Genomic DNA, 15478 nt, shown 5'->3' on the forward strand with positions numbered 1-15478 from the left:
TCACCTTGGCGACCGACATCAAGGTGTACTTCTGCGACCCTCAGAACCCGTGGCAGCGCGGAACCAACGAGAATACGAATGGCCTGCTGAGGCAGTACCTTCCCAAGGGCATCGATGTCTCGACCTACTCACAAGCCAAGCTCAACGCGTTGGCGCGCAGGTTGAACGAGCGACCCAGGAAGACTCTCGACTTCCAAACACCGGCTGAGATGTTCAGTCAGATCGTTGCATCGATCGGTTGAATCTGCAACTGTTTGCTGTCCTTCGAATTTGGCTGCCGAACGACGGCGGTCGCCGAAACCCGACCTTGGCCCTTTTTCTTGACGAACGGCCGGTCTACTTTGGAACTTGACCTCGCCGACGTCGTTGAGGACGTTCGAGTTCGACGCCAGCCTCGGATCGCGGGCGGCAATGGACGACCAGCGCGACATCGGGCGTGAACGGCTGCTTCTGCATGTCGCCAACCAACGCTCCGGGCCCGAAGCGGAAGTACGCAGCGCTGAATTCGACGCCCTAAACCTGACCTTCGGAAACGCGCTACAGCTGCCCCGTTATCGGCTCGACCCTGGGTAACGAGTTCACGTAGGATGCGATCGACGTCGGATGCGAGTTCGTCCGCGCGCGGCGTGGGCTGAATCGAACGCCCATAGCGCAGTTCGTTTGATCTCGCCAGCAGGGCTGCGCGAGCAGATTAGCCGGACGCGGATTTCTCGTGCCGGTCCGCTGCACCGATCCCTCCATAGCGACGGGCAGGTCCGCCTCGACAATCGAGCCCTCAGTTCCGCGGGAATCGATCGCCTATTGCGTCACCGCGTCGGCCGGCGGCGGGGAGCCGGCCGTCGAAATGATGACTGCGCGGCCGTCCGGCGAGGTGTAGATGGTGCTGGAGTCGGTGCCCTCGCTTGACTTACCGCTGGGTGAGATTGCGGTTGACCTGTTTTCGGTCTCAGAATCTCCCGAGCTCCCCAATCGCGCCCGATCGAGAGCGAGGCCAGTTTCGCGCACGCACGCATCGCGCTGTGGGTAGGGCATCGTGCCATCGTTGCAGCGAGCGACACCGCAGGAGCCGCGGAAACGTTGCGCGCCGCCGCAAGCGCAATGTCGCACCGGGCATCGTCTATCGCATGGAGTACTTGCTGCGCATCGAGGCCGAAGGCCCAACTACCTGCGCGTCTCGCTGGGCGCCAGCTCTGGCCCGTTCGCGACCCGGGACTACCTCGCGTCGTCATCGAAGCGATTGCGATGGACGGCGATCGCTCCTTCGTCCATTGCCGCTACGCTCGAGCTTATGGACGAGGTCCTGCGCCGTCTGTCCGCTGAGGCACATAGCGCCATCGAGCGTCGGGCGGTGCGCCCTCGCGCGAAGTCATCTCGGCGCCGCCACCGAACCGGTGTAGAACACTTCGCAGCGTTCGCCAAAGAGCTCGCTGCCCTTTTGCAACAGTCCGCGCGCAGGCCCGGTGAGGGACGCGAGCAGACTCGGTTGCTCCACCAGCGGATTCTGGAACGTGCCGTTGATTCGCTGCCGCACCTTGGCGCAGCCCTTCGCGTCAATCAGCGCCATGGTTACGTTGTTGAACCGGCCGTTGACGAAGTCGATCCCTCCGCGCAAGGCGATGCGGTTCTCCTTCGTTACCATCGCCACATCCTGCGCGTGGGCCACGCCGCGCTCGACCTTCCAGTCGGACACGAGCGCGCGGATCTCGCTGCTGCCACCCGTTCCCTGAAGGATGTTCGCAAAGTCATACCCCTTGGTGACCACCAGGCCGAGAGGCCCGGCGAAGAAGAAGGCCCCCGCATCCACGAGGCTGAAGTTCTGGCTGGACTCAAACCGCGAAAGCTTTGCGTCCAGATCGCCGCCACTGAGCGTGAGGTTCTTGCCGCGCAGCGAGATCTGCCCCTTCATGGACTGCCGCATCTCCTTCCCAGTTCCCTGCATCGACAGGTTCGCGGAGAAGTCCATCCGGCCTGCTGCGACCTTCTGTCGCGCCATGGTCTTCAAGAACTCCTCGATGGGGAACTGCGGGAGGGAGTACTGGATGCGGTATTGCGGGACGGCGCCCGAAACGTCCACCTGTAGACTCCCCGATCCCTGCGTGCCAAAGATCCACGCCGTGAGCGGGCTCAGATCGAAGACCCCGTCCTTCGCGACGGCCGAGAACTTCAGATCCGACACTGTGAGGCCCTCGTTGCGGAGCTCCCCGCAAGCGAGTTCTGCGGTGAATGAAAGGTCCTTGATGAGGTTCGAGACCTGCCCGCCCGAAAGCCGCAGGCGATGCATGTCCAGGCGGCAATCCGCAGCCTCGAACCCTCCCCCGGATCCTTGGTCCACGTAGACGAGCGTCCCGTGCGAAAGGGAAACGTTCGGCCAGTCCAGTGGAGGCAGCGTTGCTGCGGCGGCCTCCGGCTGCTCGAAGTTGAAGCGGCCATCGCGGTCCTTCTCGATGGAGACCGTGGCGTGTTGCAGCGTGATCCTCTCGACCTGCACCTCGTTCTTGAGTAGGGGCAGCAGGCCGACCTCGATCCTGGCCTGCTTCGCGTATGCGAGGTCCCTCCCCATGTTGCGAATGTGCACATCCTCGAGCGTGACGAGCATGCCGGGGAAGAAGCTGATTCCCCGCCGTCCGCCGACGCTGACCTCCACCCCCAAGGCGCGCGAAGCCGCCCCCTCCAAGCGCGCCTTGCCGACGTTGCCGTCCACAAGGAAAAACAGCGCCCCCGCGACAAGGACGAGAAGACCCGCCACCCCGATGGCGACGGAGAGGAGGGTTCTGGTTGATCGTGCCATCGGCTCAGCTGTCACCGAGGTCGGTGTTCGCTATCAGACAAACTCGCGCGCGCCGATGGGACGAGAGTGTTGGTGCCGCGAGTCCAAGGCGACGTCGAAGGCAAAGGAGAACGGGACGAAAAGCCACCAAACCTCACGAACGCGGCGTCCCAATACGAACTGCGTCATGGGGTGGGGGGGGCGTGGCCGGCGGTGTAGCTGGTGCCCCAGTGGCCGCAACGATGATGGCGCGAAGGGACCGAGGGACGCACGGCGATCTCATTCTTGACCGCCTTCACACCGTTGACCTTGCACGCGAAGCTCTCGGCCATGCTCTTTTCCGTTGCGTTCCTGGCGAAGTCAGACCGCATGATGGTGCCATTGAGCGTCTCGACCCGCATGCTGGACGCGTCGATGTCCATGCTGTCGACGAAGATACAGGCCATAGCGGTATCGCTTCGGATCTGTCTTGACTGTACGGTGGCGCACAGACAACGCCCATGGCTCGCTCCATGCTACCAAATGACAGTCATCCGGCGCTGGTACGGTAGCGCACAGACGGCGGCCCGGGCCTGACTAGGATTGCGGACAGGGACATCGTGACCACGTCCGAAATCATCGGACGTCGGTGCGCCGTTCTGCCGTGGACCTTGTGATGCAACTTAGCCTGCTCGATCTGCCCTGGTGGGGTCTTGTGCTGGTCACGCTGGGCTTGACCCACGTCACCATCGCTGCGGTCACCATTTTCCTGCATCGCCATCAGGCTCATCGCGCGCTGGAACTGCATCCCATCGCCAGCCACTTCTTCCGTTTCTGGCTGTGGCTCACCACCGGGATGGTGACCAAGGAATGGGCGGCGATTCATCGCAAGCACCACGCCAACTGCGAAACGTCCGAAGACCCCCACAGCCCGCAGATCCATGGCATCAGGAAAGTGCTGTTCGAGGGCACCGAGCTCTATCGTCTGGAATCCAGGAACGCCGAAACGCTCGAAAGGTACGGCCGTGGCACCCCCAACGACTGGATCGAGCGCAACCTGTACGCGAGACACACCCGGCTCGGGATTGGGGTCGTGCTGATGATCGACGTCACCCTGTTCGGCCCGATCGGGCTCAGCATGTGGGCGGTGCAGATGCTGTGGATCCCGTTCTTCGCCGCCGGCGTCATCAACGGCGTCGGTCACTACTGGGGCTATCGCAATTTCGCGCCGAACGACAGCTCCAGCAATGTCGTGCCGTGGGGCATCCTGATCGGCGGCGAAGAGCTCCACAACAACCACCATGCCTATGTCACCTCCGCCAGGCTGTCCAGCAAGTGGTGGGAGTTCGACATCGGCTGGATGTACATCCGCATCCTGGAAATGATCCACTTGGCCAGGGTGCGCAAGGTGGCGCCAAGGATTCGCTACAACGCATCCAAGACTCGCTGCGACATGGGTACCCTGCAGGCCGTCATCACCCACAGGTACGACGTGCTGGCCAAGTTCGCCAGATTCTTGCGCCCGATCGCCGTGGAGGAACTCCTCCGCCTGCGGGCGAGCACGATCCCGAGTTCGACCGACTCCAGAGCGCTGGATTCGGTCAAGTACTTGCTGCAAAGGGACGCGAGGGGACTGCCGGAGAAGGAGCGCGCCGCCCTGGAACAGACTCTGCATTCGAGCGCGGTGCTGAGCACTATCTACTCGATGCGGCAAGAACTCATTGACCTGTGGAGCCGATCCGCCGCCTCGAAGGAGCAGTTGGTGAAACTGTTGGAAGACTGGTGCCGGCGCGCTGAGCAAAGCGGCGTTGGTGCTCTGCGCGAATTCTCTCGAGTACTGCGCCGCTACGACTCACTGACAGGAGAAATGAAATGACATTGGGAACAATTCTGCTGATCATCGTGGTTCTGCTGCTCCTCGGCGCGATTCCAAGCTGGCCCCACAGTCGGGGTTGGGGCTACGGCCCCAGCGGGGGTATCGGGCTGGTGCTGCTGATCCTGGTCGTTCTGTTGTTGATGGGAAAGATCTAGCCCTCATCTAGCCCTCGCGCCGAGTTGATCGATACCTCCAGGCGCCGATGCCGTCGCCAGGAGACTGAGTATGGAACAACAAGCCGGTAGCTTACCGACCGCCCCACGTCACCGCACTAGCGGCCCCTCGACAGCCTACGCTGCGTCGAGGCCTCCTGGGCTTTCTTATACGCCGCAGCATCTATGTTTTACAGACCGTCCCCGCTCGATTTGTCTGCCTTGATGAACACGCGCAGGTAGTACGGCACATTCCGCGCACCCCCGAGTTTTTCTTCGAGCACCTAGGAGAGCAGCCATGAAAATTGCTCAGGTCGCACCGCTCTACGAAGCGGTGCCGCCCTACCTGTACGGGGGGACCGAAAGGGTGGTCGCTCACCTGACCGACGCGCTTGTGGACCAAGGCCATCAAGTCACCCTATTCGCGTCCGGCGAGGCGCGAACGCGAGCCACGCTCGTGGCGACGCGCAGGCAGGCGATCCGGCTGGACCCCGCCGTGCTCAAATCCGACCTCGCGAGCCACCTGTCGATGCTGGATGAGGTACGGCGCATGGCCGACGAGTTCGACGTTCTGCATTTCCACATCGACATGTTGCACTTTCCCTTGTTCGAGGATCTCGCCGGGCGTACTTTGACGACACTGCACGGCCGGCTCGACATCGCCGACCTGCCCGATACCTACCGCCGATGGAAGAAGTATCCGCTCGTGTCTATTTCGGACAACCAACGCAAGCCGCTGCCCGATGGCAACTGGTACGCGACCGTGCACCACGGCATAGCCGCAGACAGCTGTCGGTTCAGCGATTCGGCGCGCGGCGACTACCTGGCTTTCCTCGGTCGCATTTCGCCTGAGAAGCGGCCGGACCGCGCCATCGAGATCGCGAAGCTGTCGGGCGTTCCGCTCCGCATCGCCGCGAAAGTCGACAACGTCGATCGCGACTACTTCGAGCGTGAGATTCGCCCGCTGCTTGACCACCCTTTGGTCGAATTTCTCGGGGAGATCGGCGATGAGCACAAGAGCCAGTTCCTCGGCGACGCGCGCGCGCTGCTATTCCCGATCGATTGGCCCGAACCGTTCGGCCTGGTGATGATCGAGGCGATGGCTTGCGGCACGCCGGTGATTGCCTGGCGCCGTGGATCGGTGCCCGAGATCGTCGACCCCGGCGTGACGGGTTACATCGTGGACGACGTCGCGCAAGCGGCCGAGGCCGTCGAAGCCGTGCGGCGTCTGCCGCGCGCGCGGGTACGTGCCGTATTCGAAGAGCGCTTCACGGCGCAGGCAATGGCGCAGCACTACGCGCAACTCTACTGGCAGCTCGCGCGCGACAGCCGAGCCGCGCTGCTCGAAGGCGAGGCGGCATGAAGAGACCTGGACCTGAAGGAGCGGTGCCTTGATCGCGGCAACAGAAAAATCCACGGTGACGCAGGAAGATGCATGGCCCGCCCCGCCTGCGCGCTCCGGGCAGCGGCTTTTCGTCTTGAAGGAAGGCGACACCTTCCTGGTCGCCGATGCGTTTGGCGATGTCACCGGCGAGGGTGACGGCCTCTTCCACAACGATACCCGCCTCTTGTCGACTTTCCGCCTGCTGATGGACGGGCTCCAGCCGGCGCTCCTTTCGAGCGCGGTGAGCCAGGACAACGCCTTCTTCACGGCCAACATGACCAACCGCCCGTTGCCGCCGCTGGGTGAAACCTCGATGGCCGAAGGCGTGATTCATCTGGAACGGCGGCGTTTTCTGTGGAACGCCTGCGTGTACGAACGCATTTCACTTGCCAACTACAGCGACGCCGCGGCGCGTGTGCCGATCCAACTGCTTTACGCAGCCGACTTCCGGGACATGTTCGAGGTGCGAGGCCAGAGCCGGCCCAAGCGCGGCGATCTCGCCGACGCGCAAGTCGACGACCGCGGCGTCGCGTTGCGCTATCAGGGTCTCGACGCCGTGTGGCGCAGCGCCGTGGTGTCGTTCTCGGAGGTGCCGCAACGCTTGACCGAAGGCCACGCGGAATTCGAGGTGTTTCTAGCCGGACGCGCACGCTGGACGTTGTATGTCGAGGTCGGGACCGCGCAGACCCTGCCGTCGCGCCAGAGCTACCGTGATGCCGCGGCGCAGGCACGCTGCATCCTGCGGCTGCACCGCCGCCGTGGTGCGCGGCTGCGTGTATCGAATCGGTTGTTCCAGGCATGGATCGACAAGTCCGAGGCCGACCTCGCGTTGCTGACCACCGAATTGCCCACCGGCCCGTATCCCTACGCCGGCATTCCATGGTTTGCGACGCCCTTCGGCCGCGATGCGGTGATCACGGCGATGCAGACGCTCTGGATCGATCCGGCCCTTGCGCGTGGGGTGCTTTCTTTCCTGGCGGCTCACCAGGCGCTCGAGACGTCGACCTTCCGGGACGCCGAGCCGGGCAAGATCATGCACGAGACGCGCAAGGGCGAAATGGCGGCGGTCAACGAATTGCCCTTCGGCCAGTACTACGGCGGCGTCGACACCACCCCGTTGTTCGTAATGCTGGCCGCAGCCTACGCCCAGCGCACCGCAGACTCCGCATTCATCAACGGCATATGGAGCGCGCTGGTGGCGGCAATGACGTGGATCGAGGGCAACGTGGCACGCCATGGCGGCTTCCTAAGCTACGCACGCGGAGAGGCCACCGGGCTCGCCAACCAGGGCTGGAAGGACAGCCACGACTCCGTGTTCCACGAAGACGGCAGCTCGCCGGTTGGACCGATCGCCTTGGTGGAGGTACAGGGCTACACGTATGCAGCATTGCGCGGTATGGCGTCGCTGGCAACCGGCCGCGGCGATGACCTTGCTTCTGCACGGTGGAGCGAGTCTGCGTCGTCCCTGGCGGCCCGGGTGGAGCAAGCCTTCTGGCAGGACGATCTCCAGTTCTATGCGATCGCGCTTGACGGTAAGGGCAGCCCATGCCGCGTGCGCGCTTCCAACGCCGGCCACCTTTTGTTCAGCGGCCTCCCCTCGCCCGAACGTGGCCGCATCGTGGCTCGGCATCTTCTTTCGGGCGCTTTTGATTCCGGATGGGGCGTGCGCACGCTGCCTTCAAACATGGCGCGCTTCAACCCGATGTCCTATCACAACGGCTCTGTCTGGCCGCACGACGTGGCACTTTGCGCCGCGGGGGTGGCGCGGTATGGCGACCGCGATGGCGCCGTCCATCTGCTGAACAACCTTTTCGAGGCCGCCGCGTTCTTCGGGCTGCGCCTGCCCGAATTGTTTTGCGGATTCAAGCGTTCGCCAGGCGAATCGCCCACCGCCTACCCGGTAGCCTGTCTTCCGCAGGCCTGGGCTGCTGGATCGGTGTTCATGCTGCTGCAGGCGTGCCTGGGGGTGGAAATCGACGCACAGGCAGACGACATGCTCATCAACAGACCTCGGTTGCCCGTCGGCATCGATTCACTGAACATCGGCAACGTTTCCGTGGGCGCAAGCCGATTCGATTTGGCGTTCCGGCGGGTGGAGGGCGGCGTGGTGGCCTTCGTCGAGCCGGAAGGCGGCGCGTCACCCACGCGCGTCGAAGTGCGCCTCTAACGGCCGCCGGCCACGCGCGTTGTCTTCGCGGCCCTGCAGGCCTGTTGCGCCTCCGTGGCACGCTTATGTGCCGCTTGTTCGGCCTGGAGCCCGCCGCTTCGCCCGGACTGCGCACGCGGTCGACACCCTTGTCGGCGACGCGTGGCCTTGCGCAAGGCAGCGCGTGGCAGATAAGCCGGACGACCGCTGGCTGCACTGACGACTCGCAGCGGCAGGGTCACTATGCTCCGGATTCGGTTTCCCGGATGGCCTCGTGCCTGCGTCAAAGGAATTGGGGACAGTCCCGGCATCGAGGACCCTCCCAAGACGGGAGGGCGCCGAAGCAACCTCTACCAGCGCCGGATGACTGTCGATTTGCAGCATGAGCCGATGCAAGATTCTTGTCTGTGCGCCACCGCACGGCTCGTTTGTGCGATAGCGGACATGGTTTTCGGTTCAAGTGCCTATACTGGCGAGACGGGGTACGCACGAGCATGCCCCAGGTCATCCTCAAAGCCAATATGCGGAGGAAGCGATGGCCCTTCAGCCCGAACCGAGAGGAAACCGCCTGCTCGGCGCATTGCCCGATGCCGAATGGCAGCGCTGGCTGCCTCAGCTGGAGGCGGTCGAGATGCCGCTGGGCCAGGTGCTGTATGAGTCGGGCACCACGTTGAGCCACGTGTACTTTCCGACAACCGCCATCGTCTCCTTGTTGTACGTCATGGAGAACGGAGCTTCGGCGGAGATCGCCGTGGTCGGCAACGAAGGCATCGTTGGCATCTCGCTGTTCATGGGCGGAGAGTCCACCCCCAGCCGTGCGGTCGTGCAAAGCGCCGGCCATGGCTTCCGGCTCAAGGCACAGGTGATCAAGGAGGAGTTCAACCGGGCACCCGTCCTTCACCTGCTTTTGCGCTACACCCAGGCGTTGATCACGCAGATGGCGCAAACGGCGGTCTGCAACCGGCACCACTCGCTGGATCAGCAACTGTGCCGCTGGCTGCTGCTGAGCCTGGACCGGCTGCAGGGGAATGAACTCGTGATGACGCAGGAACTGATCGCCAACATGCTCGGTGTACGCCGCGAAGGCGTCACCGAAGGGGCACTCAAGCTTCAGAAGGTCGGTCTGATCAGCTATGCGCGTGGCCACATCTCCGTGTTGGATCGGCAAGGGCTGGAGCGGCGCTCCTGCGAGTGCTATGCAGTGGTCAAGAAGGAGTACGACAGGCTCCTTCCGCGCAAGACCGCCATCTAGACGGGGAAAGCGGCATGGGTCGCGCATCGGGCGCGATGTGCGTTGCCGTACAGACAGCGCCTCGGCGCTGCCTTACAAAAGGGCGTAAGGATTTCATGCCAAAGCCCGACCTTCGCCAGGGTGGCCCTCTTTCCATCGACGCCTTCGCGGGTTTCGCCGGCATGTTGAGGATGCGGTTCCAGAGCGACCAGCCTGTGGTGGTATGCAGGCTCTGTCGCACCGTCAATCGCGACGAGGCCAAATTCTGCGCTGGTTGTGGCGGCAAGCTCCCGGCGTTCTACGCGGCCGCCTCGGAGTCGACTCCTGATCGATCGGTCCGGGAATCAAAGTGGACGGAACACTCGGGGAATTGGACGGCGTTTCCGAGCCCACGCGACGGCAACACCGACGACTGCCCGGATCGAGGCCTTCGTGCGAAGAGGAATAACGCAGCGGCACAGTTGGTTCGGCGAGCGGAGCAATGGATTCGCCACGCCGATGCCGGCGAATTGCTGCACGTCCTCCTGGTCGGCGGGCTGAGCGCCACCATCGCGGAAGACAACGGCCACTTCCGCAGCGACGTCGACCTGAGCGAGCGTCGAGATGCGCTCTCGGGGTTGGGAATCATCTGGGCGGATCTTCCTGCAGATGAAACCCTGTCGATCTTCGCCCAGGTCTGGGGTGCCTCGGCGCCGCCTGCGTGCGACGACGCGCGGGCGGCATGGTTCGCGGCCGACATCAACGCGCAGGAAGGCGCCAGGCAATGGCTGCGAGCGGAAGTCGCAGAGAACATCGCTCTCTTCGACGCGTGCGTGTCGGAATGGTGTCTACTGCGCACGGCACAGGAGCAGATGAGGACGCCCCAGTCGGCGTAGGCGTTTTGGACTCCGACCCGACGAACAGGAGGCGGAGACATGCATCGACCGGAAGAAATCGCAACCAAGCTGCTGGGTTCGCGCTACGACGCCCTCGACGAGCGAACGAAGCGCATCGCGCGACACGTCGCCGAGCGAACGCATGTTTCGCGCAATGTCGCGCAAGATGCTGATGCCGGACAGTCATTCGGCCAACGCGCGGCAGACGCGGTCGCTTCCTTCGGCGGCTCCTGGACCTTCGTCGGGCTCTTCGGCGCGACCATGCTGCTGTGGGTCGCGCTCAATGCCTTGCTCCTGGCAACCCGCGGCACGACCTTCGACCCCTACCCGTTCATCTTGCTCAACCTGTTTCTTTCGATGCTGGCGGCGGTGCAGGCGCCAATCATCCTGATGTCGCAGAACCGGCAATCCGAAAAGGACCGGATCCATGCAGAGCACGACTACGAAGTCAACCTCAAGGCCGAACTGGAGATCATGCTGCTGCACGACAAGATCGATCAATTGCGCGAGCGGCAGTGGGAAGAGTTGCTGGAGATCCAGAAGCAGCAACTCGCGCTATTGACGGGGTTGATCGAGAAGAAGACGCTGCCGCCGTAGCTTGCGACAAGCCTTAGCGGGAACCTGTCGGGTTCACCATCTTCGAAGCGTCCGCCACCTGCTGAGACATCTGGGCCTGTGCTTCAGCGGCCATCCCCATGAGGGCTTCGGCGTGTTCTCGCGCGAAGGTCGAATAGTTTTCCGTGAGACTTCGGATCAGGTCGGCCTGAGCCTCGGACGCGGGCGCACCTCCAAAAGTCTTCTGTGCCAGCTCGAGGTACTTCTGTACGCTGGTGTTGACCAGGTCGACCATTTCCTGCGACTGCGAAAAGCGCGTGATGAGTTCCGCATTCGCGGTGGAAAGATTGACGAAGGGTTTGGTGAAGTTTTGCATCGGGGCCTTTCTTCGGCTGGTGCCGTTCAAACATCATTTATAGAACGCTGTCGCTTTCAAGTCTGTGCGCTGGCAGACAGTCGCACCGGACATTTGCGCGCAAAGTGGCTCGTACCACTCACACGGAGCATCTCTTGGCCGCGATCGAGAACCACCTCATCGAACTGCTCCCGCGCAATGACCGCCGGCGGCTGCTGGACGTCTGCGAACCGATCCATCTGATCCTGGCCGAAGTGATCCACGAGCCGGGCGCTGCAACCCTTCACGTCTACTTTCCCGTCGACGGCTTCATCTCGCTGGTTGCGGAGATCGACGAGCATCCCGGACTGGAAGTGGGCATGGTGGGTCGCGAAGGGATGTTGGGCTCGAACCTCGCCCTCGGCGTGGAGATCGCGCCCTTGCGCGCGCTGGTGCAAGGCGCCGGCGCGGCCTGGCGCATCACTGCTGCCGACTTCCAGCGCGAACTGGCACGCAACGCGCCACTGCAGCGAGTGCTGGATCGCTACATCCAGGTCTCGATGTCGCAGCTGGCCGCGTCGGCTGCCTGTCTGCGTTTTCACCAGATCGGCCCGCGCCTCGCGCGTTGGCTCCTGATGAGCCAGGACCGCGCCCATGCCGACAGTTTCCACGTCACGCATGAGTTTCTCGCCTACATGCTGGGCGTGCGCCGTGTCGGCATCACCGAGGCCGCCGGTTCGTTGCAGCGCAGTGGGTTGATCGAGTACAACCGCGGAACCCTCAACGTGCTCGATCGTCCAGGACTCGAAGCAACGGCGTGCGCCTGCTATGCCGCGGACAGGAAAAGCTACGCGGGATTGCTTTGAACCGATGCGGGGCATCCGGCGGCCGATGCTTGTGTCTGTGCGCTGCCGTACGGACGAGTGGCGGTGCCCGGCGTAGAAGGGAACATCGGGCTCAGCCCCTGTTCAAGCAAGGCACCATGGAACACGACCACGACTCAACACGCTCCTCCTATCAAGGCTGGGAGATACGCAGCCACCTCACAAGCGTTGCCTACGACGGCACCGTGGCCGCCGGGGCAGTGCTGTACTTCGACGAGGTATGCCAGTGCCACATCATCTCGTGCAGGCAATTTGCCAACGGCGGCGATGCCATCCATGCCATTGAAACCAAGGCGTCAATCTGGATCGACGACCGCGGAAACCATCCAAGGACCTCGTATGTCGAACACTCCCTTCTTTCATGAGGCCTCGGGCGCCGTGCATTTCTGGGTGGCCATCGATGACAAATACGTTGGTGCGAGCATCGGCAAGGAAACGTTGCACTACTGCTATCGTTCGACCGCCATTGACGACGAGCCGCTGGCGACCTACCACCTTCACGCGCAGGAACTCAATGCAGCTGTGCGCAGGCGCGTATCGGGCGGCTCCATCGAACCGGTGATGCTGCGCGACTACGACCTGCACGAGGCAGTGGGAAAAGGCATCGAATAGGCCCGCGGGGCGCAATCCCGGCGCCTACAGCAGGCTTCGCAGCTTCACGAAGGCCAGAGGCCTTCCAGCCGAGTAGCCTCTCCTTGTATCGCTGCATCAGACAGCAACTCCTGAATTCGTTCATCGGCATAGCCAAACTAGCGCAAGATCTCCACTGTGTTCTCTCCGAGCCTCGGCGCATGGTGCCGCCGCTCGGGCACCGAGTGCGACCACTCGGTCGGGTTGGCGGTATCGAGGATCTCGCCCTCGCTCGGGTGCGTCACGGGCTGGAGGTAGCCGGTCTCCTCAAGGTGAGGGTCCGCAAGAATATCTTCGATGCTGTACATTCGCGCGGCCGGGATGTCGGCGCGCTCCAGCAGCGCAAGCCACTCCGAGGTGCTCCGCGTGCGGAAGATTTCGCCGAGAAAGCCATAGACGTGATCGATGTTTTCGAGGCGCTTGCCTGGCTGCCGAAGCGTGCGTCCTGCGCGAAGACCTCGGGCTGGCCGATGGCCTCGAAGAAGCTGCGCCAGTGCTTGTCGTTGTAGACCAGCACGCAGATGTGGCCGTCGCTGGTCTCATAGGGCCGCCGGTCGCGCGCGAGGCTTGCGAGGTCAAGCTCTGCGCGCTGTCGGTGGGGTCATCCCGCGAAGGATTACAGTGATCGGCTCGTCGCGCGGTTCGCTCTGGCCATCGACGTGGCCGCGCCGGAGTGCCGCTGATGCTGGTCATTTTCTGGCCCCTGATGTGAATGTGTCTGATGGACCCGTTCGCATTGCCCGACCTGCCGGAAGACGACGAATGAAGGCCTTCTTCGCCGCCTTCGACATGCTGCCCGGGGCGCTGTGGGCGCTGCTGCTGACCGGCGCGCTGGCCAGTCAAGGAAGTGCAATGGAGCAAGGCTCCAGTTGAAGCCGCCGAGGCCCGCGCGGACCTCTCCGACTACATGGCGACGGCTGCCGAGAGTGCGCGGCTGGCCGATCGCGCGGAGCGCCATGAAGAGGCGCGGCGCACCGCTGAACAAGGGAAAGGCTCTCAATGAAGCTGCAAAAGAAACGCTCACTGCCCAACCGAACTTTGCTATTGCTCGCGTTACTGATGAGCGGCTGCGCGTGCAAATTGCCCAATTCCGCGCCGCCGCCGATCGAGCGCCCTGAGCCTCCGCTCTCGAATCAAGCGCGGCAACCGGCGATCCCATTGGAGTGCTTGCCGCCCTGCTCGGCCGCGCTGACAAGAGAGCGGGAATCCTGGCTGCCTACGCTGACGCTTCCCGAATAGGTGGAAAGCTCTGTGAGCGCACCATCGGACGAGCGCGAACAGCCGGGACTCGCATGCTCGTCTGGCCGAACGACTCGGCCGAGCCGTGGTGTGAGCGGTCCTGACACATCGCCATCACACGGCGGCGGACGCCGGCCAGGTCGATGGGAGTGGGGGTTTTAGCGGAAAAAATCTGGTCAATGAAATCAACGTCCTCCAGTGAAAACGCCCTCAGAGACTCCTCTAAAAACCCCGGTATTCCCCGTCAATCTCCCCGGGAAATCTCCCCGAGACTGCCTGAAGTCTAAGCAGCGTCTCGCAGGCGTTGACGTGCATGTGTCACCCCCTCTTGTCCATAAGGACCCAGCCTGCAGCCTTATCCAACTCGAACATAACGTCGTAGCCCTCCAGCTTCTTGGTCTCAACCCTGTCGGGTCGGGTCCATCCGATGTCGTAGCCGGCCTTCTTCGCCTCGTTCTCGAACCCCGACGACTGCGGCCATGTGATCTCAACTAGCTTGTCTTCATCCTTCCAGGCGAAGTGTTCTTTGATGTCCTTGGCCACGTCGTAAATGAACCCAAGCGCGTCGATCATGGTGCGTTCCTCGTTGCTGTGGACTAGAGCAGGCCGGCCTGCGGCGCGTGCTGCAGCGGCTCAGGCGTGGCCACCAGCAGCTCGGCGGGGTACTTCTGCATGAACGCCATCGATTCGTCGGCGGGCGCCGCCAGCCACAAGTCGTATATCGCCTCCGGCAGGATCACGACCATGCGCTTGTCCTTGCCGGCGCGGTGAAAGTTCTTCATCAGCGCGTGCGTGGTCGCGTCGATCGTGAGGATCGTGAAGCTGAAAACGACCTCGCCGGTGCCGGCGTCGACCCACCGGTCCCACAAGCCCGCCAGGCCCATCGGATCCCCGTCAACGCGCTCGATGCGGGTCTCGATCGCCTTCCCCGTTCGCCAGTCGGGCTCGTAGATACAGTCGGCCGGGATCACGCAGTGCTGGCGCCGCCAGGGGATTGCGTAGGAGAGCTCCTCCGCCGCTGTTTCCGACCTGGCCTTCAGCGTGTCGCGCTTGATATCGCGCTTGCGCGTGCGCGCAGGCAGCAGCCCGAACTCCCCAATGAGGCACTCGCGCTCAAGGCCTCCGGCTTTGTCGGGGCCTGCCGGATTGATGACGAACGGAGCTTGGTTGTGCTTGTAGATGTGGCCGCCGTTCGGTGCCACCCAATTCGGCGGCAGGATGACGTCGAACTTCCTCTGGAGACGTTCGCGCGCCTTAATCGTCTGGTAGTGGTTCCACATCCTCAGATGCTATCGGCTTCAGCCACTCGACGGAAGCCCGGGCTGGGGCCATGGCTCGCAGGCGATCGTCGCGCCACAGGTCGGCAGCTACCTCGTCGAGCAAACCACCGACTGGCGGGCGTTAGCGTGGTTCGACGGGTCGGGCG

General features: G+C 63.2%; 18 protein-coding genes and 2 pseudogenes. 14 read left to right on the forward strand and 6 right to left on the reverse strand.

Translation table 11 applies throughout. The features are described 5' to 3' along the window. Together AC1D2O_RS25780 and AC1D2O_RS25785 are read left to right on the forward strand one after the other, a co-directional pair. Positions 1-242 (forward strand): IS30 family transposase (locus tag AC1D2O_RS25780; RefSeq protein ID WP_478095027.1); only part of this gene is annotated, 242 nt, incomplete at its 5' end. Positions 243-348: 106 nt separating this feature from the next. Next, the gene (locus AC1D2O_RS25785) at positions 349-573 is read left to right on the forward strand and encodes a hypothetical protein (protein ID WP_478095029.1); all 225 of its coding nucleotides are present in this window, start codon (positions 349-351) and stop codon (positions 571-573) included. A gap of 793 nt (positions 574-1366) precedes the next feature. Here AC1D2O_RS25785 and AC1D2O_RS25790 read toward each other — a convergent pair. Beyond that, positions 1367-2788, reverse strand: coding sequence for an AsmA family protein (locus AC1D2O_RS25790; RefSeq protein ID WP_477650562.1), 1422 nt, complete (start codon positions 2786-2788; stop codon positions 1367-1369). 164 nt (positions 2789-2952) lie between these two features. Continuing rightward, positions 2953-3189: a BON domain-containing protein gene (locus AC1D2O_RS25795; protein WP_478158131.1), complete on the reverse strand. Its 237-nt coding sequence runs from the start codon at positions 3187-3189 to the stop codon at positions 2953-2955. Positions 3190-3422: 233 nt separating this feature from the next. On the opposite strand from AC1D2O_RS25795, the gene AC1D2O_RS25800 reads away from it, so the two are divergent. The 7 genes from AC1D2O_RS25800 to AC1D2O_RS25830 all read left to right on the forward strand — a co-directional run bounded on the left by AC1D2O_RS25800 (position 3423) and on the right by AC1D2O_RS25830 (position 11007). Next, a complete protein-coding gene (locus AC1D2O_RS25800; RefSeq protein ID WP_478158132.1) occupies positions 3423-4622 on the forward strand; it encodes a DesA family fatty acid desaturase in 1200 nt (399 codons plus the stop codon). Then, complete coding sequence (locus AC1D2O_RS25805; RefSeq protein WP_478158133.1) at positions 4619-4777, forward strand: DUF3309 family protein; 159 nt, start codon at positions 4619-4621, stop codon at positions 4775-4777. The genes AC1D2O_RS25800 and AC1D2O_RS25805 overlap by 4 nt, the downstream gene beginning before the upstream one ends. A gap of 295 nt (positions 4778-5072) precedes the next feature. Then, entirely contained in the window at positions 5073-6137 is a 1065-nt protein-coding gene (locus AC1D2O_RS25810) for a glycosyltransferase family 4 protein (RefSeq protein ID WP_478094499.1), read from the forward strand. 28 nt (positions 6138-6165) lie between these two features. After that, on the forward strand, positions 6166-8325 hold the full coding sequence (locus tag AC1D2O_RS25815) for an amylo-alpha-1,6-glucosidase (RefSeq protein WP_478158134.1): 2160 nt from the start codon (positions 6166-6168) through the stop codon (positions 8323-8325). Between the two features lie 514 nt (positions 8326-8839). After that, positions 8840-9556 (forward strand): Crp/Fnr family transcriptional regulator, encoded by a 717-nt coding sequence (locus AC1D2O_RS25820; protein WP_477650554.1) that lies wholly within the window; start codon positions 8840-8842, stop codon positions 9554-9556. A 95-nt stretch (positions 9557-9651) separates the two neighbouring features. Beyond that, the gene (locus AC1D2O_RS25825) at positions 9652-10410 is read left to right on the forward strand and encodes a hypothetical protein (RefSeq protein ID WP_477650553.1); all 759 of its coding nucleotides are present in this window, start codon (positions 9652-9654) and stop codon (positions 10408-10410) included. 39 nt (positions 10411-10449) lie between these two features. Beyond that, positions 10450-11007: a DUF1003 domain-containing protein gene (locus AC1D2O_RS25830; protein ID WP_477650552.1), complete on the forward strand. Its 558-nt coding sequence runs from the start codon at positions 10450-10452 to the stop codon at positions 11005-11007. Positions 11008-11020: 13 nt separating this feature from the next. Here AC1D2O_RS25830 and AC1D2O_RS25835 read toward each other — a convergent pair whose 3' ends face one another. Beyond that, complete coding sequence (locus tag AC1D2O_RS25835; protein WP_478158135.1) at positions 11021-11371, reverse strand: hypothetical protein; 351 nt, start codon at positions 11369-11371, stop codon at positions 11021-11023. Positions 11372-11475: 104 nt separating this feature from the next. On the opposite strand from AC1D2O_RS25835, the gene AC1D2O_RS25840 reads away from it, so the two are divergent. The 3 genes from AC1D2O_RS25840 (at position 11476) to AC1D2O_RS25850 (ending at position 12795) form a co-directional block, all read left to right on the forward strand. Continuing rightward, the gene (locus AC1D2O_RS25840; protein ID WP_478093842.1) at positions 11476-12165 is read left to right on the forward strand and encodes a Crp/Fnr family transcriptional regulator; all 690 of its coding nucleotides are present in this window, start codon (positions 11476-11478) and stop codon (positions 12163-12165) included. A gap of 116 nt (positions 12166-12281) precedes the next feature. Then, positions 12282-12548 (forward strand): hypothetical protein, encoded by a 267-nt coding sequence (locus AC1D2O_RS25845; protein ID WP_478093844.1) that lies wholly within the window; start codon positions 12282-12284, stop codon positions 12546-12548. After that, entirely contained in the window at positions 12523-12795 is a 273-nt protein-coding gene (locus AC1D2O_RS25850) for a DUF1488 family protein (RefSeq protein ID WP_478093845.1), read from the forward strand. The genes AC1D2O_RS25845 and AC1D2O_RS25850 overlap by 26 nt, the downstream gene beginning before the upstream one ends. A 137-nt stretch (positions 12796-12932) precedes the next feature. Here the strand turns inward: AC1D2O_RS25850 and AC1D2O_RS25855 are convergent. Beyond that, positions 12933-13330, reverse strand: a pseudogene (locus AC1D2O_RS25855) (CoA transferase). 439 nt (positions 13331-13769) lie between these two features. On the opposite strand from AC1D2O_RS25855, the gene AC1D2O_RS25860 reads away from it, so the two are divergent. Both AC1D2O_RS25860 and AC1D2O_RS25865 read left to right on the forward strand, forming a co-directional pair. After that, the gene (locus tag AC1D2O_RS25860; RefSeq protein ID WP_478093847.1) at positions 13770-13931 is read left to right on the forward strand and encodes a hypothetical protein; all 162 of its coding nucleotides are present in this window, start codon (positions 13770-13772) and stop codon (positions 13929-13931) included. A 24-nt stretch (positions 13932-13955) separates the two neighbouring features. Further along, positions 13956-14156, forward strand: a pseudogene (locus AC1D2O_RS25865) (DUF2514 family protein); the annotation flags it as partial. 214 nt (positions 14157-14370) lie between these two features. Here AC1D2O_RS25865 and AC1D2O_RS25870 read toward each other — a convergent pair. Together AC1D2O_RS25870 and AC1D2O_RS25875 are read right to left on the reverse strand one after the other, a co-directional pair. After that, positions 14371-14625, reverse strand: coding sequence for a hypothetical protein (locus tag AC1D2O_RS25870; protein WP_478093849.1), 255 nt, complete (start codon positions 14623-14625; stop codon positions 14371-14373). A 23-nt stretch (positions 14626-14648) separates the two neighbouring features. Continuing rightward, positions 14649-15332, reverse strand: a complete 684-nt coding sequence (locus tag AC1D2O_RS25875; RefSeq protein WP_478158136.1) for an SOS response-associated peptidase — start codon at positions 15330-15332, stop codon at positions 14649-14651. Positions 15333-15478: the final 146 nt, after the last annotated feature.

Source organism: Variovorax sp. P1_G12, from assembly GCF_056405555.1.